Origin of the sequence: Micromonospora sp. NPDC047465, assembly GCF_040643125.1 — a bacterium.
Classification (GTDB): domain Bacteria; phylum Actinomycetota; class Actinomycetes; order Mycobacteriales; family Micromonosporaceae; genus Micromonospora.
On the sequence record NZ_JBEYTP010000072.1, the window covers coordinates 1 to 20779 of the forward strand.

Consider the following 20779-nt stretch of genomic DNA (forward strand, 5'->3'; position numbering starts at 1 on the left):
CACCCGGACAGCCTGGCGACACCGCGCCGTCCGGACCAGCATCCGGACGGCGCGTCACGTCACGACAGGGCAAACGTTGCCTGATGCGGCACTAGTGATCGCCGGCCGCCCGGTCCGGTGTGTCGAAGATCGATCTCGATCGCGTGGGCCGCGGCCCGGTCGAGACGGCCGGACCGGTCCCGCGTCGCCGTGCCGCCGGGATCGCCGGTGTCACACCACCCGGCGTGGTGGCCGCTCCGACCGGTGCGGGAGACTGGCAGGCATGGCGGCTCGTGGCTTCCCGTACAACGATCTGAAGGACTTCCTCGCGGCGCTGGAGCGCGCGGGCGAGCTGCGGCGGGTGAGCGTCCCCGTCGATCCCACCCTGGAGATCAGCGAGGTCGTCACCCGGACGGTCCGCGCGGGCGGCCCCGCGTTGCTCTTCGAGCGGCCGACGCGGGGCGAGATGCCGGTGGCGATCAACCTCTTCGGCACCGAGAAGCGGATGGCGATGGCGCTCGGCGTCGAGCGGCTCGACGAGATCGGCGAGCGGCTCGGCGACATGCTCAAGCCGGAGTTGCCGATGGGCCTCTCCGGGATGATGGACGGCCTCGGCAAGGTCATGCAGCTCAAGTCGATGCCGCCGAAGAAGGTCAAGACCGCCCCCTGCCAGCAGGTGGTCTACCGTGGCGACGACGTCGACCTGAACCGGTTGCCAGGGCTGCAGGTCTGGCCGGGTGACGGCGGGATCTTCCACAACTTCGGGCTGACCCACACCAAGCACCCGGAGACCGGCAAGCGCAACCTGGGGTTGTACCGGTTGCAGCAGCACTCGCGGAACACCATCGGCATGCACTGGCAGATCCACAAGAACTCGACGGCGCACCACGCGGTCGCCGAGCGGCTCGGGCAGCGGCTGCCGGTGGCGATCGCCATCGGCGCCGATCCCGTGGTCGCCTACTCGGCCAGCGCGCCCCTCCCCGCCGACATCGACGAGTACCTGTTCGCCGGGTACCTGCGCGGCGAGCGGGTCGAGATGACGGACTGCCTGACGGTCCCGTTGCAGGTGCCGGCGCACGCGCAGGTCGTCCTTGAGGGCTACATCGAGCCGGGCGAGCGGCTCCCGGAGGGGCCGTTCGGCGACCACACCGGCTTCTACACGCCGGTGGAGCCCTTCCCGGTGATGCACATCGAGTGCATGACCATGCAGCGCGACCCGGTCTACCACTCGATCGTCACGTCGCAACCGCCGCAGGAGGACCACGGCCTCGGCAAGGCCACCGAGCGGATCTTCGCGCCGTTGCTGCGCTTCCTGATCCCGGACATCGTCGATTACGACCTGCCGGCCGCCGGGGTCTTCCACAACTGCGCGATCGTGTCGATCCGCAAGCGCTACCCGAAGCACGCCCAGAAGGTCATGAACGCGATCTGGGGTGCGCACATGATGTCGCTGACCAAGCTGATCGTGATCGTCGACGAGGACTGCGACGTGCACGACTACAACGAGGTCGCCTTCCGCGCCTTCGGCAACGTCGACTACGCCCGCGACCTGCTGCTCACCGAGGGCCCGGTGGACCACCTGGACCACGCGTCGTACCAGCAGTTCTGGGGCGGCAAGGCGGGCGTCGACGCGACCCGCAAGCTGCCCGGCGAGGGCTACACCCGGGGCTGGCCGGAGGAGATGACGATGGCCCCCGAGGTCGTCTCCCTAGTGGACAAGCGCTGGAAGGAGTACGGCATCTGATGGCCACCGCCGTCGCCGAGCCGGTGGAGCGTCCCGGCCGGGTCAAGTCCTTCCTCAAGCTCGTGGCGATCGAGCACTCCGTGTTCGCGTTGCCGTTCGCGTACCTGTCGGCGTTGACCGCCATGCAGGTTCACGGGGGGCGGGTGCGGTGGGCGGACCTGCTGCTGATCACCGTGGCGATGGTGGGCGCGCGGACGTTCGCCATGGCGGCCAACCGGATCCTGGACCGGCGGATCGACGCGCGGAACCCGCGTACCGCCTCCCGGGAACTGGTCACCGGGGCGGTCAGCGTGCGGACGGCCTGGACCGGCGCGGCGGTCGCGCTCGTGGTCTTCCTCGCCGCCGCCGCCCTGCTCAACCCGCTCTGCCTGGTGCTCGCGCCGCTCGCCGTGGTGCCGCTGGTGGTCTACCCGTACGGCAAGCGGTTCACCAACTGGCCGCACGCCATCCTGGGGGTCGCCCAGGCGGTGGGCCCGGTCGGCGCGTGGCTGGGGGTCACTGGCACCCTCGACGGCTCGTGGCCCGCCTGGCTGCTCGGCGCGGCCGTCGGCCTCTGGATCGGCGGCTTCGACCTCATCTACGCCTGCCAGGACTCCGAGATCGACCGGGAGATCGGGGTGCACAGCGTGCCCGCCCGGTACGGCCGGCGCTTCGCCCTGCACGCCTCGACCGTGGCGCACGTGGTGACCTTCGCGCTCTTCATCTGGTTCGGCGCGCTGGTCGGCTTCGGCTGGCCCTGGTGGATCGGGCTGGCGCTGACCGCGCTCGCGTTCGGCTACCAGCACGTGGTGGTCACCCCGACCGACCTGAGCAAGATCAACCGGGCCTTCTTCACCGCCAACGGCTTCGTCGGCATCGCGCTGTTCGTCTTCGCCCTGCTCGACCTGGTGATCCGCCTCGACCTGCGCCCCTGACCGCGCCGGCAGCAGCGCCCGCTCGGTGGGCGGGCTCGCCGGAGGGCCGGAGTGTGCGCGGGCGAGGGTCAGCGGAGGGCGGCGGGCTCGGGGTGGGAGCCCGGGTAGCGATCGCTCTCCAGCGTCCAGTCGACGGTCGCCCGGACGGCGTTCGCCACCCCGTCGAGGTGGTCGGTGACCGCCTCGTCCAGCGCCGGCCCGAACGACGGCACCGCCGCCCGCAGCTCGACGAAGCGCCGCATCGACGCCCGCCAGCGCTCGGCGGTCAGCGCGACCGCGGTCTCCACCGGCACCCCGTGCTCGGCGGCGGTCGCCAGCACCAGGTTGTGCCCGCCCGAGGTGACCCGGTCGCGCTCCAGCGAGGCCAGGTCGTTGTACCAGGAGACCAGGTCGTTCCCGGTGGCGGCGACCCGGCGCAGCAGCGGGTGGTGGTGCACCGCGTCGGGCAGCGGACGCCCGGTGACGAACTCCACCAGCGGGTACGACACGTACGTGGCGGAGGTGGCGCGGCGCAGCTCGACGTACTCGGCGACGCCGGGCTGGCGTCCGGCCGACTTGTTGACCGCCTCCCGCCACGTGCCGTCGAGGTGGTCGGCGACCGCCTCGGCGAAGCGCAGCCGCCAGCGTGCCGGCATCCGCCGGCGCGGCTCCCGCCATGCGCGCACCAGCAGCCGCCGCAGCGGCCCGGTGAGTCCGGCGTGCCGGATCCGGGGGCCCTCACGCAGCAGGGTCAGCGCGCCGGCGCGCAGCGCCCGGATCTCGTCCGTGCCGAGCCGGCCCGGCCCGTCGCACGCGTCGTCGACCAGGAAGAACCAGGTGAACAGCGCGGCCAGCACGCGCAGGTCGGGCTCCGTGGCGCCCGGGTAGAGGCGGCCGGCGTACCGGGCGACGCCGGCGCGGGCCAGCCGTTGCGGCGTCCCGTCGTCGGCCGGCAGGCCGAGGCCCGGCAGCAGGTCGTCGGTCAGCCAGCCCTGCACCCGGTCGGCGTGCGGCGAGAGCCTGGGCGGGATGGGGCACTCCGACCGTAGCGACCAGAGGATCTCGTCAGTCATCACCGATTCCTCCCGCGTGCGATCTGCGTCCGTGCGAATCGCCCCGGCAGCATGTCAGGTCGCCGGGATGCCCGCGATCCCGGCCGACATCGCGCTCGTCGGGGACAAACCACCCCGCAGGCGGGTATCCCGGGCGGGCGCCGGTCCGGGGGTGCCTGACGGCGCCGGCGAGCGACCAGGCAGGCTGGTGGCATGCGGGAACCATGGGTGGTCGGGGTCTCCGGGGCGTCCGGAACGCCGTACGCGGCGGCCGTCGTGCGGGCGCTGCTCGACGCCGGGGAGCCGGTGGACCTGATCGTCTCCCGGGCCGCCCGGCTGACGGTCCTGGACGAGACCGGCCGTCCGTTCCGGGACGCGCACTGGGCGGAGGACCTGGCCACCTGGCTGGGCCGGGACCTCGCGGGCGCCGACGTGCGGCACTGGCCCGCCGGCGACCTGGCGGCCGGCCCGAGCAGCGGCTCCTACCGGGTACGCGGGATGGCGGTGGTCCCGGCGAGTACGGCGGCCTGCGCCGGCATCGCCATCGGGCTCTCCAAGGACCTGCTCCAGCGCGCCGCCGAGGTGAACCTCAAGGAGCGCCGGCCGGTGGTGGTGGTGCCCCGGGAGACGCCGGTGACCCGCAGCCACCTGGAGCACCTGATCGCCCTGCACGACGCCGGGGCGGTGGTGCTGCCGGCCAGCCCCGGCTTCTACGGTGCGGGGGCGGCGGCCTCCGCCCAGCAGCTCGTCGACTTCGTCGCCGGCAAGGTGCTGGACGCCCTCGGCGTACCGCACGACCTGTTCCGCCGCTGGTCTGGTGAGTTGGGCGCGGCGCGGGACTGAGCCCGGCCGGGTTCACAGGGCTGCGGACCGGAGTCGGTGTCCGGTCCGCGCGCCGATCCGCGCCGGTCAGTACATTCCCGCGTTGGCCGGGCCCGGGCCGGTCGAGGCGGCCGGGCCCGTGTTGCGCGGCTTGCCGACGTCCTCCGCCTCGTCCAACATGCCCTCACCCTCAAGCAGGGCCCGCACCTCGGATTCCCGAAACCGGCGGTGCCCGCCTGGAGTCCGGATGCTGCCTATCCGGCCCGCCGCCGCCCATCGCGTCACAGTCTTCGGGTCAACCCGAAACAGTGCGGCAACTTCACCCGGTGTCAGCAGGCGATCTCCAGTGTCCACAGCCCCCTCCTCGCGTCGACGAAGCCCCCGGCTGAACACACTGCCCCCGGCCGGTGCGAGCCCAGAGCCGTCATGAGGGACGTATGGCAATTACAGCACCAGCGACCTGGCCTGTCCGCCAAACGCGAAAAACGCACTGAGTGGGAAGTTAGGAAATATTACCTGCGGACGGCTCCCTTGACTGTGAGTTTGCGAACGACTACACCCTGTCATGTTCAACGCGCTCCGAATGCCCGACGTTACGCCCGGACCGCTAGGGTCTACAGTCCGTGGACGCCATCGACCTGAGCCTCGTGGAACTGCTGCGCGGCAACGCCCGCCTGTCCTACGCCGAGCTGGCCCGCCAGGTGGGCCTCTCCGCGCCGGCCGTGCACGAACGGGTCGGCAAGCTGGAGTCCGGCGGCGTGATCCGGGCGTACCGGGCGGAGGTGGAGCCCGAGTCGATCGGCCTCGCCGTCACCGCGCTCATCGGGATCATCGAGGACTCGGGCGCCGACACCGACGACGTGCTCGAGGCGTTCCGGCAGATGCCCGAGATCGAGTCCTGCTACTTCATGGCCGGCGTCGAGTCGTTCCTGCTCAAGGCCAGGGTCGGGACCATCGCGGAGCTGGAGCGGCTGATCGTGCGGCTGAACCGGACCCCCGGCGTCGCCTCCACCCGGACCGGCATCGCCCTCTCCACCAAGTGGGAGAACCGCCCGCAGCCCCCGGTGGCGCCCACCACCTGACCGCCGCGGCACGGGGCACGCCTGGCCCGCCGGGTCGTCCCGCCGGCCCTGGCGTCCCGCCGTCGGCGGCGATAGCGTGCGCCGATGACGAAGCCCGTCCCCGGGGCGGCCGTGGTCACCGGTGCCGCCGGCGGCCTCGGCCGGGCCATCGCCGCCGCCCTGCACGCCGACGGCTGGCCGGTGCTCCTCACCGACCTCGACGCCGGGGCGGCGGCCGACGCCGCCGCGCCGCTCGGCGGCTGGTCCCGCCCGCTGGACGTTTGCGACGAGGCCGCCTGCGCCGCCGTCGCCGCCGAGGCGGCCGGCCGGGGCGGGCTCGGCCTCTGGGTGAACAACGCCGGCATCCTCGTCACCGGCCCCTCCTGGGAGCACGACGCGGCGACCCGCCGCCGGGTGGTCGAGGTGAACACCCTCGGGGCGATGAACGGCACCCTCGCCGCACTGGCCGTCATGCGGGCGCAGGGGCACGGGCACGTGGTCAACGTCGTCTCGCTGGCCGGGCTGGTGGCCGCCCCCGGCGAGACCGTCTACGCGGCCAGCAAGCACGCCCTGGTGGCCTTCAGCGTCGGCACCCTCGCCGACCTGCGGCTGGCCGGGCACCGGGGCGTACACGTGTCGTGCCTCTGCCCGGACGGGATCTGGACGCCGATGCTGCACGACAGGCTCGACGACCCGGGCGCCGCGGTCTCCTTCACCGGGACGCTGCTGAACCCCGAGCGGGTGGCCCGCCGGGCCGCGCGCCTGGCCCGCCGGCCCCGCCCGGTGGTCAGTGTGCCCCGCTGGCGCGGCGCGCAGGTCCGGCTGCTCGACGCGCTGCCCGGCCCGGCCGTACGGCTCGCCCCGCTGATCCTCGCGGCCGGCCGGGCGGGTCAGCGCCGCCAGCGCCGCCGGGCCGGAGCCGAGCCGCCCTGAGCGGGCTTGCTAGGTTTCGGACGTGACTCATCTCGACCGGTGCGACGAGGCCAGCCGGCGCTGGGTGACCGATGCGATCGCCACCGTCGAGGCGGACGCCAACCGGTCCGCCGACACCCACCTGCTGCCGTTCCCGCTGCCCCGGGCGTGGGGGATCGACCTCTACCTGAAGGACGAGTCGGTGCACCCCACCGGCTCCCTCAAGCACCGGCTGGCCCGCTCGCTCTTCCTCTACGGGCTGTGCAACGGCTGGATCGGCCCGGGCACCACGATCGTCGAGGCGTCCTCCGGCTCGACGGCGGTCTCGGAGGCGTACTTCGCGCGGATGCTGGGGCTGCCGTTCATCGCGGTGATGCCGGCCTCCACCTCGCCGGAGAAGATCGCCCAGATCGAGTTCCAGGGCGGCCGCTGCCACCTCGTCGACGACCCGGCCAAGGTGGTCGTCGAGGCCCGCTGGCTGGCGGAGGACTCCGGCGGGCGCTTCATGGACCAGTTCACCTTCGCCGAGCGGGCCACCGACTGGCGGGGCAACAACAACATCGCCGAGTCGATCTACGCGCAGCTCGCCCTGGAGCGGCACCCCGTGCCGACGTGGATCGTGGTGGGCGCCGGCACCGGCGGCACCAGCGCCACCATCGGCCGGTACGCCCGCTACCGGCGGCTGCCCACCAAGCTCTGCGTGGTCGACCCGGAGAACTCCGCGTTCTATCCCGCCTGGCAGGCGGCCGACTGGTCGGTCCGCACCGGGCGCGGCTCGCGGATCGAGGGGATCGGCCGGCCGACCGTGGAGGCGTCGTTCCTGCCCTCGGTGGTGGACCGGATGGTCCAGGTGCCCGACGCCGCCTCGCTGGCCGCCATGCGGGCCGGCTCGGCCGTGCTCGGCCGCCGGGTGGGCGGCTCGACCGGCACCAACCTGTGGGGCGCCTTCGGGCTGATCGCGGAGATGCTCGCCGAGGGCCGCACCGGCTCGGTGGTCACCCTGATCTGCGACGCCGGCGACCGCTACGCCGACACCTACTACGCCGACGACTGGGTGGCCGCCCAGGGCCTCGACCTGGGCCCGCACCTGGCGACGATCGAGCGCTTCCTCGCCGACGGCGCCTGGCCGGCCTGACCCGCGGCGGCACGTCCGGCTGGTCGACTCCGGCACGGGGCCGGGCGGTCAGCGCGGGTCGACGCGCTCGGCCAACCCCGGGTAGCGCACCACGTAGCCGTCGGCGTCGAGGTCGATCTCGGCGGTGAACGTGTCGCTGGTGAAGCGGACCCGGCCGGGGCCGAGCGGCGTGTAGACCTGCCCGGCGGGCACCACCATCAGGCTGGGCACCAGCACCCAGGCGACGGCGACCCGGTGCGGTGTGTCGGCCGGCGCGCGGGGCAACCCGAGACGGTGCACCGGCAGGGCGTTGAACAGCGGTGAACCGCCGAGGTCGACGTCCAGCGCCTCGGCCAGCCGGTCCGGGTCGTCCGTGCCGGGCAGCCCGGCGGGCGGATGGCCGGCGGCCCGCAGCGCCGCGTCCAGGTCGCCCTGCTCGCCGGTGGTCACCCGCCACCGGTCGCCGGCCCGTTCCAGGCGTACGCTCCGCAGCCACCCGCTGCCCTCCACCTCGACCTCGGCCCGGGCGGTCACCCACTGCGGGTCGGTGGTGAGCTGATAGCGGCAGGTGTAGGGGACCGGGTCGACGGCCGTGAGCGTGCCCCGAGCGGTCAGCCCCCGGCCGTCGTCGAACAGCGCGTGCTCCGTGCCGGCGGTGTCCGTCCGGGTCCAGAAGAGCGACTTCGGCATGGTCGGCATGAGCCGGACGTTACGCGACGCGACCGACACCGGCAGCGGATGCGGAAACGCCGCCGTGGAGCGTGGGCTCCGCGACGGCGTTCCGGTCGGTGCTCGTGATCAGTGGGTACGCGCCGGCGGCCGCCCGCCGAAGCCCCGCCGCTCGTCGCGCGGCCGGTCGTCTCGACCCCGGCCCTCGGGCCGGAAGCCGCCCCGGTCGCCGAAGCGCCGCTCGCCGCGCTCGCCGTAGCCGCGTCCCTCGGTGGGCCGGTCGCCGTAGCGGCGCTCGCCCTGCGGCCGGTCGCCGTAGCCCCGGCTGTCGGTCGGCCGGTCGCCGTAGCCGCGCCCCTCCGTGGGCCGGTCGCCGTAGCGGCGCTCGCCCTGGGTGCGGTCGCCGTAGCCGCGTCCCTCGGTGGGCCGGTCGCCGTACCGGCGCTCGCCCTGCGGCCGGTCGCCGTAGCGCCGCTCGCCGCGCCCGTCGCGGTCGCCGTAGCCGCGCTCGCCGTGCGGCCGGTCGCCGTAGCGCCGCTCGCCCCGGTCCGCGAAGCCCCGCTCGCCGTAGCCGCGTCCCTCGGTGGGTCGGTCGCCGTACCGGCGCTCACCCTGGGGTCGGTCGCCGTAGCGGCGCTCGCCGTGCGGCCGGTCGCCGTAGCGCCGCTCGCCCCGGGCGTCGCGGTCGCCGAAGCGGCGCGGGCCGCCCGGCCGGTCGCCGTGCCGGCGCGGCTCCTCGGGCTCGTTGCGGACCGGGACACCGCTCGGCTCGCGGGCGCCGGTCAGCTCGGCGAGCGCCGGGTCGCCGGCGCGCACCCGGGTCTCGGCCGGCGCCACGCCGGCCTTCTCCAGCATGGCGAGGGTCGTCCGGCGCTGCTTCGGCAGCACCAGCGTGGCGACCGCGCCCGACTCCCCGGCCCGAGCGGTACGCCCCGCGCGGTGCAGGTAGTCCTTCGGGTCCTTCGGCGGGTCGACGTGCAGCACCAGCGAGACGCCGTCCACGTGGATGCCCCGGGCCGCCACGTCCGTGGCGACCAGGACGTTCATCCGACCCTCACGGAACTCGGCCAGCGTGCGGGTACGCATCCGCTGCGTCTTGCCGCCGTGCAGGCCACCCGCGCGTACGCCCACGGCGGCGAGCTGCTCGACCAGCCGGTCGACGCCGAGCTGGGTGCGGGCGAAGACCATGGTCCGCCCGTCCCGGGCCGCGATGGACGCCGCCACCGGGAACTTGTCGTGCGGCGGGATCAGCAGCATGTGGTGGTTCATGGTGGACACCGATGCGGTGGACGGGGCGGTCGAGTGGGTCACCGGGTCGGTCATGAACCGCTTGACCAGCGCGTCGACGTCACCGTCCAGAGTGGCCGAGAAGAGCAGCCGCTGGGTGCCCGCCGGCGTCTTCGCCAGCAGCTCGGTGACCTCGGGCAGGAAGCCCATGTCGGCCATCTGGTCGGCCTCGTCGAGGACGGTGATCTCCACGTCGTCCAGGTGGCACACGCCCCGGGCGATCAGGTCGCCCAGCCGGCCCGGGGTGGCCACGACGATCTCCACGCCGCGCCGCAGGGCGTCGATCTGCCGGTCGTACGGCACGCCGCCGACGGCGGTCTTCAGGAACACGCCGACGGCCTTGCCGAGCGGCAGCAGCGCGTCGTTGACCTGCATGGCGAGCTCGCGGGTCGGCACCAGGACCAGGGCGCGCGGGTGCAGCGGCCGGGCCCGCTCGCCGTCGGCCACCCGGGCCAGCAGCGGCAGGCCGAAGGCCAGGGTCTTGCCGGAGCCGGTCTGGCCCCGACCGAGGACGTCCCGGCCGGCGAGCGCGTCCGGCATGGTGGCGCGCTGGATCTCGAACGGGGCGGTGATGCCCTGTCGGGCGAGCGCGCGGACCAGCGGCTGGGGCAGCCCCAGCGCGGCGAAGTCGGTGGCCTCGGCCGTCACCGGTGCGGCGGAGTCCTGCGGGGTGGCGTCCTGTTCGACGACGGACTGCGTGTCGGCGGTGTCGAGGGCGGGCGGAAACGTGCTGGGTTCAGCAAACGCGGTCAAGAAATGCCTTTCGAGCGGGGCGCATCTTCGCGTTGGCCTGCCGCAGCTGAACGCCGCCGAATCGCCCGCAAGATCGCCCATGGGCGCGCACGACGCGCGCCGGGTCAGTGATCTCCACCAGTGTACGGCGCAGCGGCGAGCCCGCCACCGCACCACGGATCGGTAGTGGGCGGGCTCACCATGGTCGTCGCCGGGCGGCTCACTTGGTCAGGACGCCGCCCACCAGCCCGCCCACCGTGTCGGTGGCCAGCAGGACGACCAGCACGCTGATCGCCACGAGCAGACCCAGCGAAGCGGCCAGGACGATCATGACCCTGGCCGTGCTGGACCGCTCCTCGGTGGGGGTCTCCGTCCAGCCCTGGGCCAGGATGTGCCCGGTCAACGAGCCGGAGTTCTCCAGCGGGTTGGTCGGGAAGGAGACGGTGGCGAAGCCCGGGCCGTCCGAGCCGGCGCCGTAGATCGTGCCCAGGTCGGTCCGGCCGTCGAAGCGCCCGGCGGAGGCGGCGTCGGGCCGCCCGCCCGGTGCCGCCGGGCCCCCGTCACGACCCGCGTCGGCGGGACGATCGCCCAGCCGGCGCGCCTCCCCGGGGGCCGTGGCCGGCTCGGTGCCGCCCGGCCGACGGTCACCGGGGCTGGTCGGCGGCGGCCAGGCCGGCATCGCGGGAGCGGGCACGGGCACCGCGGAGACCGGCGGAGCGGACGCCGGCGAGGCGGAGACCTGCGGCGCGGCGAACGGTGGCGCGGACGCCGGCGGGGCGGAGACCTGCGGCGCGGCGAACGGTGGCGCGGACGCCGGCGGGGCGGAGACCTGCGGCGGGGAGACCGACGGCGTGGTGAACGACGGCGCGGAGACAGACGGGACGGGGGACGCCGGCGGGCTCGCGGGCGCTGCCGGCGGGGCCGGGACGGGCGCGGTGGCCGTGGCGGGCGGCGGCGGGAACGGCGGCGCCGGCATCGGGCCGGGCGGTGGCGGCGGGGCGGGCACCGGCGGCCCGGGCGGCGGCGTCGGCGGACCCGGCATGGGCGGCACCGGGCCCGGTGGGGTGGGCCCCGGCCGGGGCGGCGCCGGGACGGGAATCGGCGGGGTCGGGACCGGCGGGGTCGGGACCGGGACCGGCGGGGCCGGGGACGGCGGGGTCGGGCCGGGCACCGGCGGCACGGGGGCCGGCGCCGGCTCGGGCTCCGGCACCGGCGGCTTGGGCGGCTGCGCCGGTTCCGGCGGCTGGGCGGGCTCCGGCGGCTCCGGGTTGACCGGCGCCGCCCGGTAGACCCTCGCCTCGCCCGTGCGCGACCGGATGGCCGAGGCCTCGTCGGCGGAGACCCGTCGCATCCCGGGCACGGCGGCGCTGGCCCGGGCCGCCGCGGCCCGCTGCTCGGGCACCGGCGCGCCGGCCGGAGCGGCCGCACCGGTGGCCCGGTAGGTGGTGCCGGCGGCCGGGCGGGCCGACGGTGCCGCGTCGCCCTCGCCGGGCGCGGCCGCGGTGGCCACGCTCACCCGGCCCCGGGCGGGCTGTCGGCGTACGTCGTCGGCGGGCGGCTCCGTCGACGGCCCCGACGCGCCCGCGGAGCCCGTGCCCGACGCCGGGCTGCCGTCGGCCGAGGTCGCGATGGACCCGCCGGTGGGCGCCGGGGCCTCGGCGCGGCTCCCGTCGGGCGTGGATCCGTGGTCGACCGGCTCCGCCGGAACCTCTTGCTCGGCCATGCTCGCCCTCCGCGCCGCGCTCGCGCCCGGATCCGCGACGTCGGACCGGGCGTGCCTGACTGTCACCGTGCCACATTCCGGCCCGGCGGCACAGCCGGAGTGCGTTCCGGGGCCGTGGCCCGTGCCGACCGGCATCGGAGCGCCGGGCGGAGCCGGCGCGTCCCGGTCAGCTACCCGTGCTGGCCGAGGCGGTGGCCGACGTGCTGCTCTCCGGGTCGGTGCTGCTCGCCGCCGTGGTCGGCGCCACGCTGCCGGACGTGGCGCTCGGCTCCGACGAGGCCGAGCGGCTCGCCGCCGGCGACGACCCGGTGGGGGACGGCGACGGCGAGGTCGACGCGCTGGGCGACGTCGTGGGCGACGGCGAACCGGTGGGGGTCGCCGAGGGCGAGGTCGACGGGGACGGCGACGGGGAGGTGGGCTTCGGGGTCGGCTTGGGGCTCTGCGTCGGCTTCGGCGAGGGCGGCTTGCTCTGCGTCGGCGTCGGCGACGGGGTGCTCGTCGGCGCGGGCACCGCCCCGATCACCCGGGTGGCGGCGTAGAGCCGGGACCAGCGCACCGTGGAGATCTTGACGACGTCGCCGGTGGTCGGCGCGTGGATCATCTTGCCGCCGCCGACGTACATGCCCATGTGGTGGATCGTCGTCCAGCTCGTGCCGGAGGCGAAGAAGAGCAGGTCACCGGGGAGCAGCGCGCTGCGGGACACGGTGCGGGAGCGGGTGGCGTAGTACTGGTCCCGGGAGACCCGGGGCAGCCCGTAGTAGCCCGCCGACCGGTAGGCGGCGTAGATCAGGCCGGAGCAGTCGAACCGGTCCGGCCCCTCGGCGGCCCACAGGTAGGGGTCGCCGAGCTGCGCCTTGGCGTACGCCACGGCCTTCAGGGCCGTGGGGTGGGCGGCCAGGCCGTTGGCCGTCTCGTTGCCGAGGTAGTCGGTGCCGAGCTGCTGGTCGAGGGCCTCCTGCTGGCGCTCGAGCTCGATGAGCTGCGCGGCGTTGTCCCGGCGCAGCTTGGCCAGCTTCGCCTCGGCGTCGCGCAGGGCCTTCTCGCCGGCGGCGTATTCCGTCTGGGCGCCCTTGAGCCGGGACTCGGCCGAGATCAGTGCCTGGCCGGCCACCTGCTCGCCGGTGCGGGCCCGGGACAGCTCGCCCTCTGCGGCGGTGGTGCCGCCCTCGGCCTTCTCGCCGCGGATGATCCGCGAGAGCCGGCTGAGCTCGTGCAGGTCGTTGGCGAACTCGCCGGGCGGGAGGGCGGCGGCGGCCTTGAACGCGCCCGCGGCGGCGGCGTCGGCGCCCTCCTGGGCGCGGGCCAGCGCGTCCCGGGCGAGTGCGAGGTCGCGTTCGGCGGTGGCCCGCTGGCCCTCGGCCTCGGTGCGCTTCTGCAGCAGCACGAGCAGTTGGTCGCGGAGCTGCCCGACCTGGGCCTCGGCGGCGTAGATCTGGGTGGCGAGCGGGCCGTTGATCAGGTTGCCGGCCGGTGCGCCCGGCACCCCGCCGAGGCCCGGCGCCCCGGTGACGGGCGCGCCGCCGGGGAGCTGGAGCTGACCGGTGACGGCCGGCCGGAGGCCGGTGTCGGGGACGCTGGTGGGCAGCGCCGGGTCGGCCTGGACCGGGTTGGCGAGGACCGTGGCGGCGACGGCTCCGAGCAGGGCGGACCAGAGCGCCGGACGCAGCACCGGCGAGATCACCGGGCTCCGTTGTCGCTGCCGTCGCCCGCGCCCGCTGTCGACCATTCCGCTCCCCGTCCGGCGTGTTGTCGCCGCGCCAGGGTGGACGCGGCCGTGAGGACGCTACCAGTGTGTGGCGAACGTCCCATCCTGTCTTACCTCACCCGCGCAGCCATGTCGATGCGTCGAGAGGTAACGGGAGGCTGAGAGTTCGGTGAATCGGCCCACGGGGGCCGACCGTGCTGCGGCGGCGTCGGCAGGTGGACGTAGGCTCGATTCCGACCGCAGGTGGAAGGGACGTGGCTTTCGATGGACGCCGGACTCAAGCGTGAGCTCGAAGCGAAGGTGTACGCCGGCGAGCGGCTGACCCGCGAGGACGGCATCGCCCTCTACGACAGCGACGACCTGACGTGGCTGGGGCGGCTGGCCCACCACAGGCGTACGGAACTCAACGGCGACCGGGTGATGTTCAACGTCAACCGGCACCTCAACCTGACCAACGTCTGCTCCGCCTCGTGCGCGTACTGCTCGTTCCAGCGCAAGCCGGGCGAGAAGGACGCCTACACGATGCGCATCGACGAGGCGGTCCGCAAGGCCAAGGAGATGGAGGACGAGCAGCTCACCGAGCTGCACATCGTCAACGGCCTGCACCCGACGCTGCCCTGGCGCTACTACCCGAAGGTGCTCAGCGAGCTGAAGGCGGCGCTGCCGAACGTCAAGCTGAAGGCGTTCACCGCGACCGAGGTGCAGTGGTTCGAGAAGATCAGTGGCCTGAGCGCCGACGAGATCCTCGACGAGCTGATGGCCGCCGGCCTGGAGTCGCTGACCGGCGGCGGAGCGGAGATCTTCGACTGGGAGATCCGCCAGCACATCGTCGACCACGCCTGCCACTGGGAGGACTGGTCGCGGATCCACCGCCTGGCGCACAGCAAGGGCATGAAGACGCCGTCGACCATGCTCTACGGGCACATCGAGGAGCCCCGGCACCGGGTCGACCACGTGCTGCGGCTGCGCGAGTTGCAGGACGAGACCGGCGGCTTCATGGTCTTCATCCCGCTGCGCTACCAGCACGACTTCGTCGACTCGGCGGACGGCAAGATCCGTAACCGGATCCAGGAGCGTACGACGATGGCCTCGCCGGCCGAGTCGCTGAAGACCTTCGCGGTCTCCCGGCTGCTCTTCGACAACGTCCCGCACGTGAAGTGCTTCTGGGTGATGCACGGCCTCTCGGTGGCCCAGCTCTCGCTCAACTTCGGCGTGGACGACCTGGACGGCTCGGTCGTCGAATACAAGATCACCCACGACGCCGACTCGTACGGCACCCCGAACACGATGCACCGGGACGACCTGCTGCACCTGATCTGGGACGCCGGCTTCCGCCCCGTCGAGCGGAACACCCGCTACGAGGTGGTCCGCGAGTACGATGCCGCCCCGTCCCTGGCCGAGCGCCGCGCCGAGCCGCAGCAGGTCTGGGCCTGAGCCGGCACGTAATCTCGTAGGCCATGACCGAGCAGCAGAGCGGGTTCCCCCGGCGCGACGCCGAGGGGCGCATCCTCACCCTGGGCGACCTGCTCGGGGTGAGCCTGGCCGGGCTGGTCATCGGCGTGCTGGCGGTGGTGCTGTTCGACTGGGCGTTCACGCTGATCGGCAGCGGCGACTTCGGCCGGGCCAACGGCTGGCTGGCGGTCATCCTGCCGGCCTGGCTGTTCTGGGACGACTTCCGGGCCTGGGAGTTCGGGGCGGCCCGGGTGGTGGCGGCGCTCGTGGCGGGCGCGGTGGGGCTGGTCGCCGGGCTGGTGGTGGCCGGCCTGGCCGCCGGGCTCGCCCCGCTGGTCTCCGGCGGGCTGGGCGCGGCGGCGTTCACCCTCGGGTACGCGGTGGTCTGGTTCCACGGCGTCCACTGGCTGGCCCGCCGGACGGGCTGAACCTTCCGCCGGGGCCACCCCCGGCGGCGGAGAACGGAGTGCGGAACGTGAGCGCGGCGGTCAAGTACACGCTGGGCCGGATCGGGCTGTTCGTCGCCGTGCTGGCGGCCCTCTGGCTGGTCGACATGAACCTCTTCGTCAAGCTGATGCTGGCGCTGGCCTTCTCGGCCGCCGCCTCGTTCTTCCTGCTCAAGGGCTGGCGGGACGAGATGGCGGTGGAGATGGCCGAGGCCGCCGAGCGGCGCCGCACCGAGAAGGAGCGCCTCCGCTCCGCCCTCGCCGGCGACGACCAGGACCCGGACGCCCCCGCCGCCGAGAAGTGACGAGGGGCTCGCGCCCCGGGGCGGACCCGGGTGACGCGAACCCCTCGACCGTGCCGTCGGACCGTCAGGTCACCAGTTGGTGGAGCCGGCGACCGTCGGCCACGGCATCCGCTCGGGCTTGATCAGGTAGACGACGCCGCCGGAGCCGCCGGAAACCCCGCCGTTGGCGTTGATCCGCTTGGTCCGCAGCCAGATCTGCTCGAACTGCTCGCGCGGGTAGACGTTGCGCACCGCCTCGTTGCTGGACGAGGCGGGGTCGTTCACGATCACGTCGCCCTCGGCGGTGAAGCCGACGATCACGAACAGGTGCCCCGAGGTGCCGTAGCCCGCGCCGTCCAGCTCGCTGGCCAGGAACGACTGGCTGGTCACCACCGGGATGCCGGCGGCGATGAAGCGCTCCACCTCGTCCAGCGAGTGCAGCCGGGTGACCCGCGCCTCCAGGCCGGGGAAGCTGGCCGCGTACGCGGTGTTGAACGGCCAGTTGCCGGCGCCGTCGTACTGGTAGTCGTAGACCATCCGGGCGGCGTGGTTGACCGTCGGGTCCGGGTAGGTCGGGTCGACCCAGGCGGTGTCCTCCTCGGACGCCTTCCGGCCCCAGTACTCGATCACCATCGTGGTGGAGGTGGGGGAGCACCAGGCCTGGCCGCCGCCGTCGTACTCGGGGTAGTGGCCGGTGTGGATGTTCTGCGAGTAGCGGGGGACGGCGAGTTCCCGGCCCCAGGCGATGCCGCCGGCGCTCGGCTCGACGGTGAACCGGTCGGGCACGTTCGAGCTCATCGCGCCGAGCGTGTGCACCACCGGCGCGGCCTGCTGCCCCGGCGCCCGGTAGAGGGTCAGCCGCAGCTGGTACGCCCGCAGCAGCACCCCGACCGAGGCGTCGTCGATGCTGAAGGTGTCGGTCCAGATGGTCGACCAGGGGTCGCCCTGCCGGTTCACGCTGGTCCGCTTGATGTCGGCGTCGCCGGAGGCCCACCGCCCCATCACGTACCACTTGGTCTGGACGCCGGTGTTGTAGGTGCCCTGCATCTCGACCTGGATCCAGGTGCCGGAGGGGGTTTCCGCGTTCCACGAGGCGATCAGCTCGGTGGCGTCGAACCCGACCTGGGTGACCGGGGAGGTCCAGGTCGCGTACTCCCAGCTCTTGGTGATGCCGGTGTGCGGGTCGGTGTAGTCGGTGGTGCCGAGCGGCGTGGCCAGCGTGACGCCCGGCCGGAGACCGGGGACGGCCCGCGTGCCGGCGTGGCTGCCCTGACGCCAGTCGGGGTAGCGGGTCCAGTCCTGGAAGGTGATCTGCTCGTCGTGGACCACCGGTCGGGTGGTCGCCGAGGCGGCGACGGGCGCGGCGACGGCGGGTGCCGCGGTGCCGAGAAGGGTGAGCGCGGTGGCGGCCGCGAGGGTGGCCGCGCGCAGGCGTGGTCTGGACATGGGTCCTCCGCAGAGACGGGCGGATCGTTGCCGGTCAGTGTCTCGCTCGGAAGGAACTTTCGCCAGAGGTCGACGGTTGGAAAATCCTTGCCGGTGTGAGGATCAGGATGGCATGCAACAAGACAGCGATGAATGTTGATATGACCATGTGAGCGATGGTGGAGTGTCCTCCACCGAGCGGGATCTTCTCCCGCCCCCCGAGGAGGTTGTCCATGGCCTTCCGCAAGCCCGTCCTCCGCCGCCTGGCGCTCGCTGTCGCCGCCGGGTTCGGCCTGCTCACCGTCGCCGCCGCGCCGGCCACCGCCCGGCCCGAACCCGAGCACGCCGCCGACTCCCCGGCGTCGTCCTACCGGGTGCTCGGTCCGCGTACGGTGGCCGACCGCACCGCGGTCGCCGGCACCGGCGCCGCCATCGACTACGTCGAGCACGGCGTGCTGAACGTCTCGGCCACCCCCGCCGAGGCGGCGGCGATCACCCGGCTCGGCTTCCGGCTGGAGGCGGTCCCGGCCCCGTCGGCCGACGGCCACAGCCACGCCGAGGGGGACGTCGGCACGACCGCCTTCCCGCCCGCCGACTCCAACTACCACGACTACGCGGAACTGACCGCCGTGGTCAACCAGGTGGTCGCGGACCATCCCTCGATCGCCCGGAAGATCAGCATCGGCTCCTCGTACGAGGGCCGTGACCTGATGGCGGTGAAGATCTCCGACAACGTCGGCACCGACGAGGCCGAGCCGGAGATCCTGTTCAACTCGCAGCAGCACGCCCGCGAGCACCTGACCGTCGAGATGGCGATCTACCTGCTCAACCTCTTCACCGACAGCTACGGCACCGACTCGCGGATCACCAACATCGTGAACGGCCGGGAGATCTGGATCGTTCCGACGGTCAACCCGGACGGCAGCGAGTACGACATCGCCACCGGCTCCTACCGCTCCTGGCGCAAGAACCGGCAGCCGAACAGCGGCTCGTCGTACGTGGGCACCGACCTGAACCGCAACTGGTCCTACCAGTGGGGCTGCTGCGGCGGCTCGTCCGGCTCGACCTCGTCGGAGACCTACCGGGGCCCGTCGGCGTTCTCCGCCCCGGAGACCCAGGCGCTGCGCAACTTCGTCAACAGCCGGGTGGTCGGCGGCACGCAGCAGATCAAGGCCAACATCGACTTCCACACTTACTCGGAGCTGGTGCTCTGGCCGTTCGGCTACACATACAACAACACCGCTCCCGGCATGAGCGCCGACCAGTACAGCACCTTCGCCACCCTCGGTCAGCAGATGGCGAACACCAACGGCTACACCCCGCAGCAGTCCAGCGACCTCTACATCACCGACGGCGACAGCATCGACTGGATGTGGGGGCAGCACGGCATCTGGGCGTACACCTTCGAGATGTACCCGGGCTCGTCGCTCGGCGGCGGCTCCTACCCGCCCGACGAGGTGATCCCCGCCCAGACCTCGCGCAACCGGGAGGCGGTGCTGCTGCTCAGCGAGTACGCCGACTGCCCGTACCGGGTCATCGGCAAGGAGGCGCAGTACTGCGGCGGTGGCGGCGGCACCACGGTCTGGTCGGACACCTTCGAGACGGCCACCGGGTGGACCACCAACCCGAACGGCACCGACACCGCGACCGCCGGGGCGTGGGAGCGGGGCGCCGCCCAGGCGACCACCTCCAGCGGCGCCAAGCAGCTCACCCCGTACGGCGGGAGCAACGACCTGGTCACCGGCCAGCTCGCCGGCACCGGGGCGGGCGACTACGACATCGACGGCGGCGTGACCAGCGCCCGGTCGCCGGCGGTGACCCTGCCGTCCTCGGGCACGCTGACGCTCTCGCTGGCCTGGTACCTGGCGCACGGGTCGAACGCCTCGTCGGCCGACTACTTCCGGGTCAGCGTGGTGCACAACGGCGGCACCACGGCCCTGTTCACGCAGTCCGGGGCGGCCACCAACCGCAACGGCGCCTGGGCGGTGGCGAACGCCAACCTCACCCCGTACGCCGGCCAGTCGGTGCGGATCCTGGTGGAGGCGGCGGACGCCTCGGGCGCGAGCCTGGTCGAGGCGGCTGTGGACAACGTCACCATCACGAGCTCCTGAGCCCGGTGGGGCCCCGTCCCGCCCCCGGCGGGGCCCCACCACCCCCCAGCACGCGTCGATCCAGGGCATATCGCTGCTGTTGTAGATCAACAAGCGCCGATGCGGCCTGGATCGACGAGGCACGTCCGGGGCGTGCGCTACGGTTCTACCGACCGCTAGCAGCGAAGCCGGTGCGAAACCGGCGCTGTCCCGCAACTGTGATGCCCCACCACTCCCGGCCGAGGCCGGGCGCGGCGGGGACGAGCCAGGTCGCCTGCGTCAGTGGTCGCGACTCGCGCTCTCGAGGAAGGGCGCCTCGCGGACGGGCGCACGGGGTCCCTGTCGGCGAAGCACCACGCTCCTCGACCGACAGGAGGACAGATGCTCAGACGTACCCCCCGGTTCTTCGCCGCGACCCTCGCGGTGGCCGCGCTGGCCCTCGGCGCCTGCGCCGAGAAGACCACCGACACGCCCGCCGCCGGCGGCAGTTCCGCGGCGGCGGCCTACCCGGTCACCGTCGGCAAGCTCACCCTCGACAAGCGGCCCGAGAAGATCGTGTCGCTGTCGGCGTCGGCCACCGAGATGCTCTTCGCGATCGGGGCCGGCCCGCAGGTGACGGCCGTCGACGACAACTCGAACTACCCGCCGGACGCGCCGAAGACCGACCTCTCCGGCTTCTCCCCGAACGCCGAGGCGATCGCCGGCAAGAGCCCCGACCTGGTGGTGCTCTCCGACGACCGCAACAAGATCGTCGAGCAGCTCACGACGCTGAAGATCCCGGTCTACCTCACCCCGGCCGCGACCACCCTCGACGACTCGTACCGGCAAATCACCGAGCTGGGCACGCTCACCGGCCACGCGGACGAGGCGGCCGACGTGACCAAGCGGATGAAGGACGACATCGCCAAGCTGGTCGCCGGGCTGCCGCAGCGCGCCGAGAAGCTGACCTACTACCACGAGCTCGGCCCGGAGCTGTACACCGCCACCAGCAAGACCTTCATCGGCTCGCTCTACACGATGGCCGGCCTGGAGAACATCGCCGACCCGGCCGACGCCGACGGCAAGAACGGCGGCTACCCGCAGCTGTCGCAGGAGGTCATCGTCAAGGCGGACCCGGACTTCGTCTTCCTCGCCGACACCAAGTGCTGCCAGCAGAGCGCGGACACGGTCAAGGCGCGCGCCGGCTGGGCGGGCATCACCGCGGTCAAGAACAACCAGGTCGTCGCGCTCGACGACGACGTCGCGTCGCGCTGGGGCCCCCGCGTGGTGGACCTGCTCCGGGCCATCATCGACGCGGCCGCCAAGGTGCCCGCGTGAGCCGCGCCCGTCGATGACCAAGGCCCTCGACACGGCACGACCCACCCGGCGGGCCGGGACGCTCCCCGCGTC

Annotated in this window: 18 protein-coding genes and 1 riboswitch; of the genes, 11 read left to right on the forward strand and 7 right to left on the reverse strand. The window is 73.6% G+C overall.

All coding sequences use genetic code 11. The features are described 5' to 3' along the window. Positions 1-262: 262 nt before the first annotated feature. Together ABZ793_RS32635 and mqnP are read left to right on the forward strand one after the other, a co-directional pair. Positions 263-1723 (forward strand): menaquinone biosynthesis decarboxylase, encoded by a 1461-nt coding sequence (locus tag ABZ793_RS32635; protein WP_357464472.1) that lies wholly within the window; start codon positions 263-265, stop codon positions 1721-1723. Continuing rightward, entirely contained in the window at positions 1723-2637 is a 915-nt protein-coding gene (gene mqnP, locus ABZ793_RS32640) for a menaquinone biosynthesis prenyltransferase MqnP (protein WP_357464474.1), read from the forward strand. The genes ABZ793_RS32635 and mqnP overlap by 1 nt, the downstream gene beginning before the upstream one ends. A gap of 68 nt (positions 2638-2705) precedes the next feature. Here mqnP and ABZ793_RS32645 read toward each other — a convergent pair whose 3' ends face one another. Continuing rightward, positions 2706-3689, reverse strand: coding sequence for a terpene synthase (locus ABZ793_RS32645; protein WP_357464476.1), 984 nt, complete (start codon positions 3687-3689; stop codon positions 2706-2708). Between the two features lie 192 nt (positions 3690-3881). On the opposite strand from ABZ793_RS32645, the gene ABZ793_RS32650 reads away from it, so the two are divergent. Next, the gene (locus ABZ793_RS32650) at positions 3882-4511 is read left to right on the forward strand and encodes a UbiX family flavin prenyltransferase (protein WP_357464478.1); all 630 of its coding nucleotides are present in this window, start codon (positions 3882-3884) and stop codon (positions 4509-4511) included. 66 nt (positions 4512-4577) lie between these two features. Here ABZ793_RS32650 and ABZ793_RS32655 read toward each other — a convergent pair whose 3' ends face one another. After that, positions 4578-4844 carry a BldC family transcriptional regulator gene (locus tag ABZ793_RS32655; RefSeq protein WP_357464480.1) on the reverse strand — a complete coding sequence of 89 codons (267 nt, stop codon included), beginning with the start codon at positions 4842-4844 and terminating at the stop codon, positions 4578-4580. Between the two features lie 269 nt (positions 4845-5113). Between ABZ793_RS32655 and ABZ793_RS32660 the strand changes: the two genes are divergently transcribed. The 3 genes from ABZ793_RS32660 (at position 5114) to ABZ793_RS32670 (ending at position 7598) form a co-directional block, all read left to right on the forward strand. Continuing rightward, positions 5114-5572 carry an Lrp/AsnC family transcriptional regulator gene (locus ABZ793_RS32660; RefSeq protein ID WP_357464482.1) on the forward strand — a complete coding sequence of 153 codons (459 nt, stop codon included), beginning with the start codon at positions 5114-5116 and terminating at the stop codon, positions 5570-5572. Positions 5573-5656: 84 nt separating this feature from the next. After that, the gene (locus tag ABZ793_RS32665) at positions 5657-6484 is read left to right on the forward strand and encodes an SDR family oxidoreductase (protein ID WP_357464484.1); all 828 of its coding nucleotides are present in this window, start codon (positions 5657-5659) and stop codon (positions 6482-6484) included. Between the two features lie 22 nt (positions 6485-6506). Continuing rightward, complete coding sequence (locus tag ABZ793_RS32670; RefSeq protein ID WP_357464486.1) at positions 6507-7598, forward strand: PLP-dependent cysteine synthase family protein; 1092 nt, start codon at positions 6507-6509, stop codon at positions 7596-7598. 48 nt (positions 7599-7646) lie between these two features. Here ABZ793_RS32670 and ABZ793_RS32675 read toward each other — a convergent pair whose 3' ends face one another. The 4 genes from ABZ793_RS32675 to ABZ793_RS32690 all read right to left on the reverse strand — a co-directional run bounded on the left by ABZ793_RS32675 (position 7647) and on the right by ABZ793_RS32690 (position 13714). Continuing rightward, the gene (locus tag ABZ793_RS32675; protein WP_357464504.1) at positions 7647-8267 is read right to left on the reverse strand and encodes a putative glycolipid-binding domain-containing protein; all 621 of its coding nucleotides are present in this window, start codon (positions 8265-8267) and stop codon (positions 7647-7649) included. 108 nt (positions 8268-8375) lie between these two features. Beyond that, the gene (locus tag ABZ793_RS32680; protein ID WP_357464488.1) at positions 8376-10367 is read right to left on the reverse strand and encodes a DEAD/DEAH box helicase; all 1992 of its coding nucleotides are present in this window, start codon (positions 10365-10367) and stop codon (positions 8376-8378) included. 118 nt (positions 10368-10485) lie between these two features. Continuing rightward, positions 10486-11988 (reverse strand): hypothetical protein, encoded by a 1503-nt coding sequence (locus tag ABZ793_RS32685; RefSeq protein WP_357464490.1) that lies wholly within the window; start codon positions 11986-11988, stop codon positions 10486-10488. Between the two features lie 166 nt (positions 11989-12154). After that, on the reverse strand, positions 12155-13714 hold the full coding sequence (locus tag ABZ793_RS32690) for an NlpC/P60 family protein (protein ID WP_357464492.1): 1560 nt from the start codon (positions 13712-13714) through the stop codon (positions 12155-12157). Positions 13715-13957: 243 nt separating this feature from the next. Between ABZ793_RS32690 and mqnE the strand changes: the two genes are divergently transcribed. The 3 genes from mqnE to ABZ793_RS32705 are packed head-to-tail and all read left to right on the forward strand — an operon-like array spanning position 13958 to position 15896. Continuing rightward, a complete protein-coding gene (mqnE, locus tag ABZ793_RS32695) occupies positions 13958-15127 on the forward strand; it encodes an aminofutalosine synthase MqnE (RefSeq protein ID WP_357464494.1) in 1170 nt (389 codons plus the stop codon). A gap of 23 nt (positions 15128-15150) precedes the next feature. Further along, on the forward strand, positions 15151-15573 hold the full coding sequence (locus tag ABZ793_RS32700) for a hypothetical protein (RefSeq protein ID WP_350701930.1): 423 nt from the start codon (positions 15151-15153) through the stop codon (positions 15571-15573). 47 nt (positions 15574-15620) lie between these two features. Then, entirely contained in the window at positions 15621-15896 is a 276-nt protein-coding gene (locus ABZ793_RS32705; RefSeq protein ID WP_357464496.1) for a DUF4229 domain-containing protein, read from the forward strand. Between the two features lie 69 nt (positions 15897-15965). On the opposite strand, the gene ABZ793_RS32710 is transcribed toward ABZ793_RS32705, so the two are convergent. Then, the gene (locus ABZ793_RS32710; protein WP_357464498.1) at positions 15966-17321 is read right to left on the reverse strand and encodes a C39 family peptidase; all 1356 of its coding nucleotides are present in this window, start codon (positions 17319-17321) and stop codon (positions 15966-15968) included. Between the two features lie 212 nt (positions 17322-17533). Here ABZ793_RS32710 and ABZ793_RS32715 point away from each other — a divergent pair, with 212 nt between their 5' ends. Continuing rightward, complete coding sequence (locus ABZ793_RS32715) at positions 17534-19411, forward strand: M14 family metallopeptidase (protein WP_357464500.1); 1878 nt, start codon at positions 17534-17536, stop codon at positions 19409-19411. A gap of 166 nt (positions 19412-19577) precedes the next feature. Then, a riboswitch (cobalamin riboswitch) is annotated at positions 19578-19660 on the forward strand. 111 nt (positions 19661-19771) lie between these two features. Further along, complete coding sequence (locus tag ABZ793_RS32720) at positions 19772-20707, forward strand: ABC transporter substrate-binding protein (RefSeq protein ID WP_357464502.1); 936 nt, start codon at positions 19772-19774, stop codon at positions 20705-20707. Positions 20708-20779: the final 72 nt, after the last annotated feature.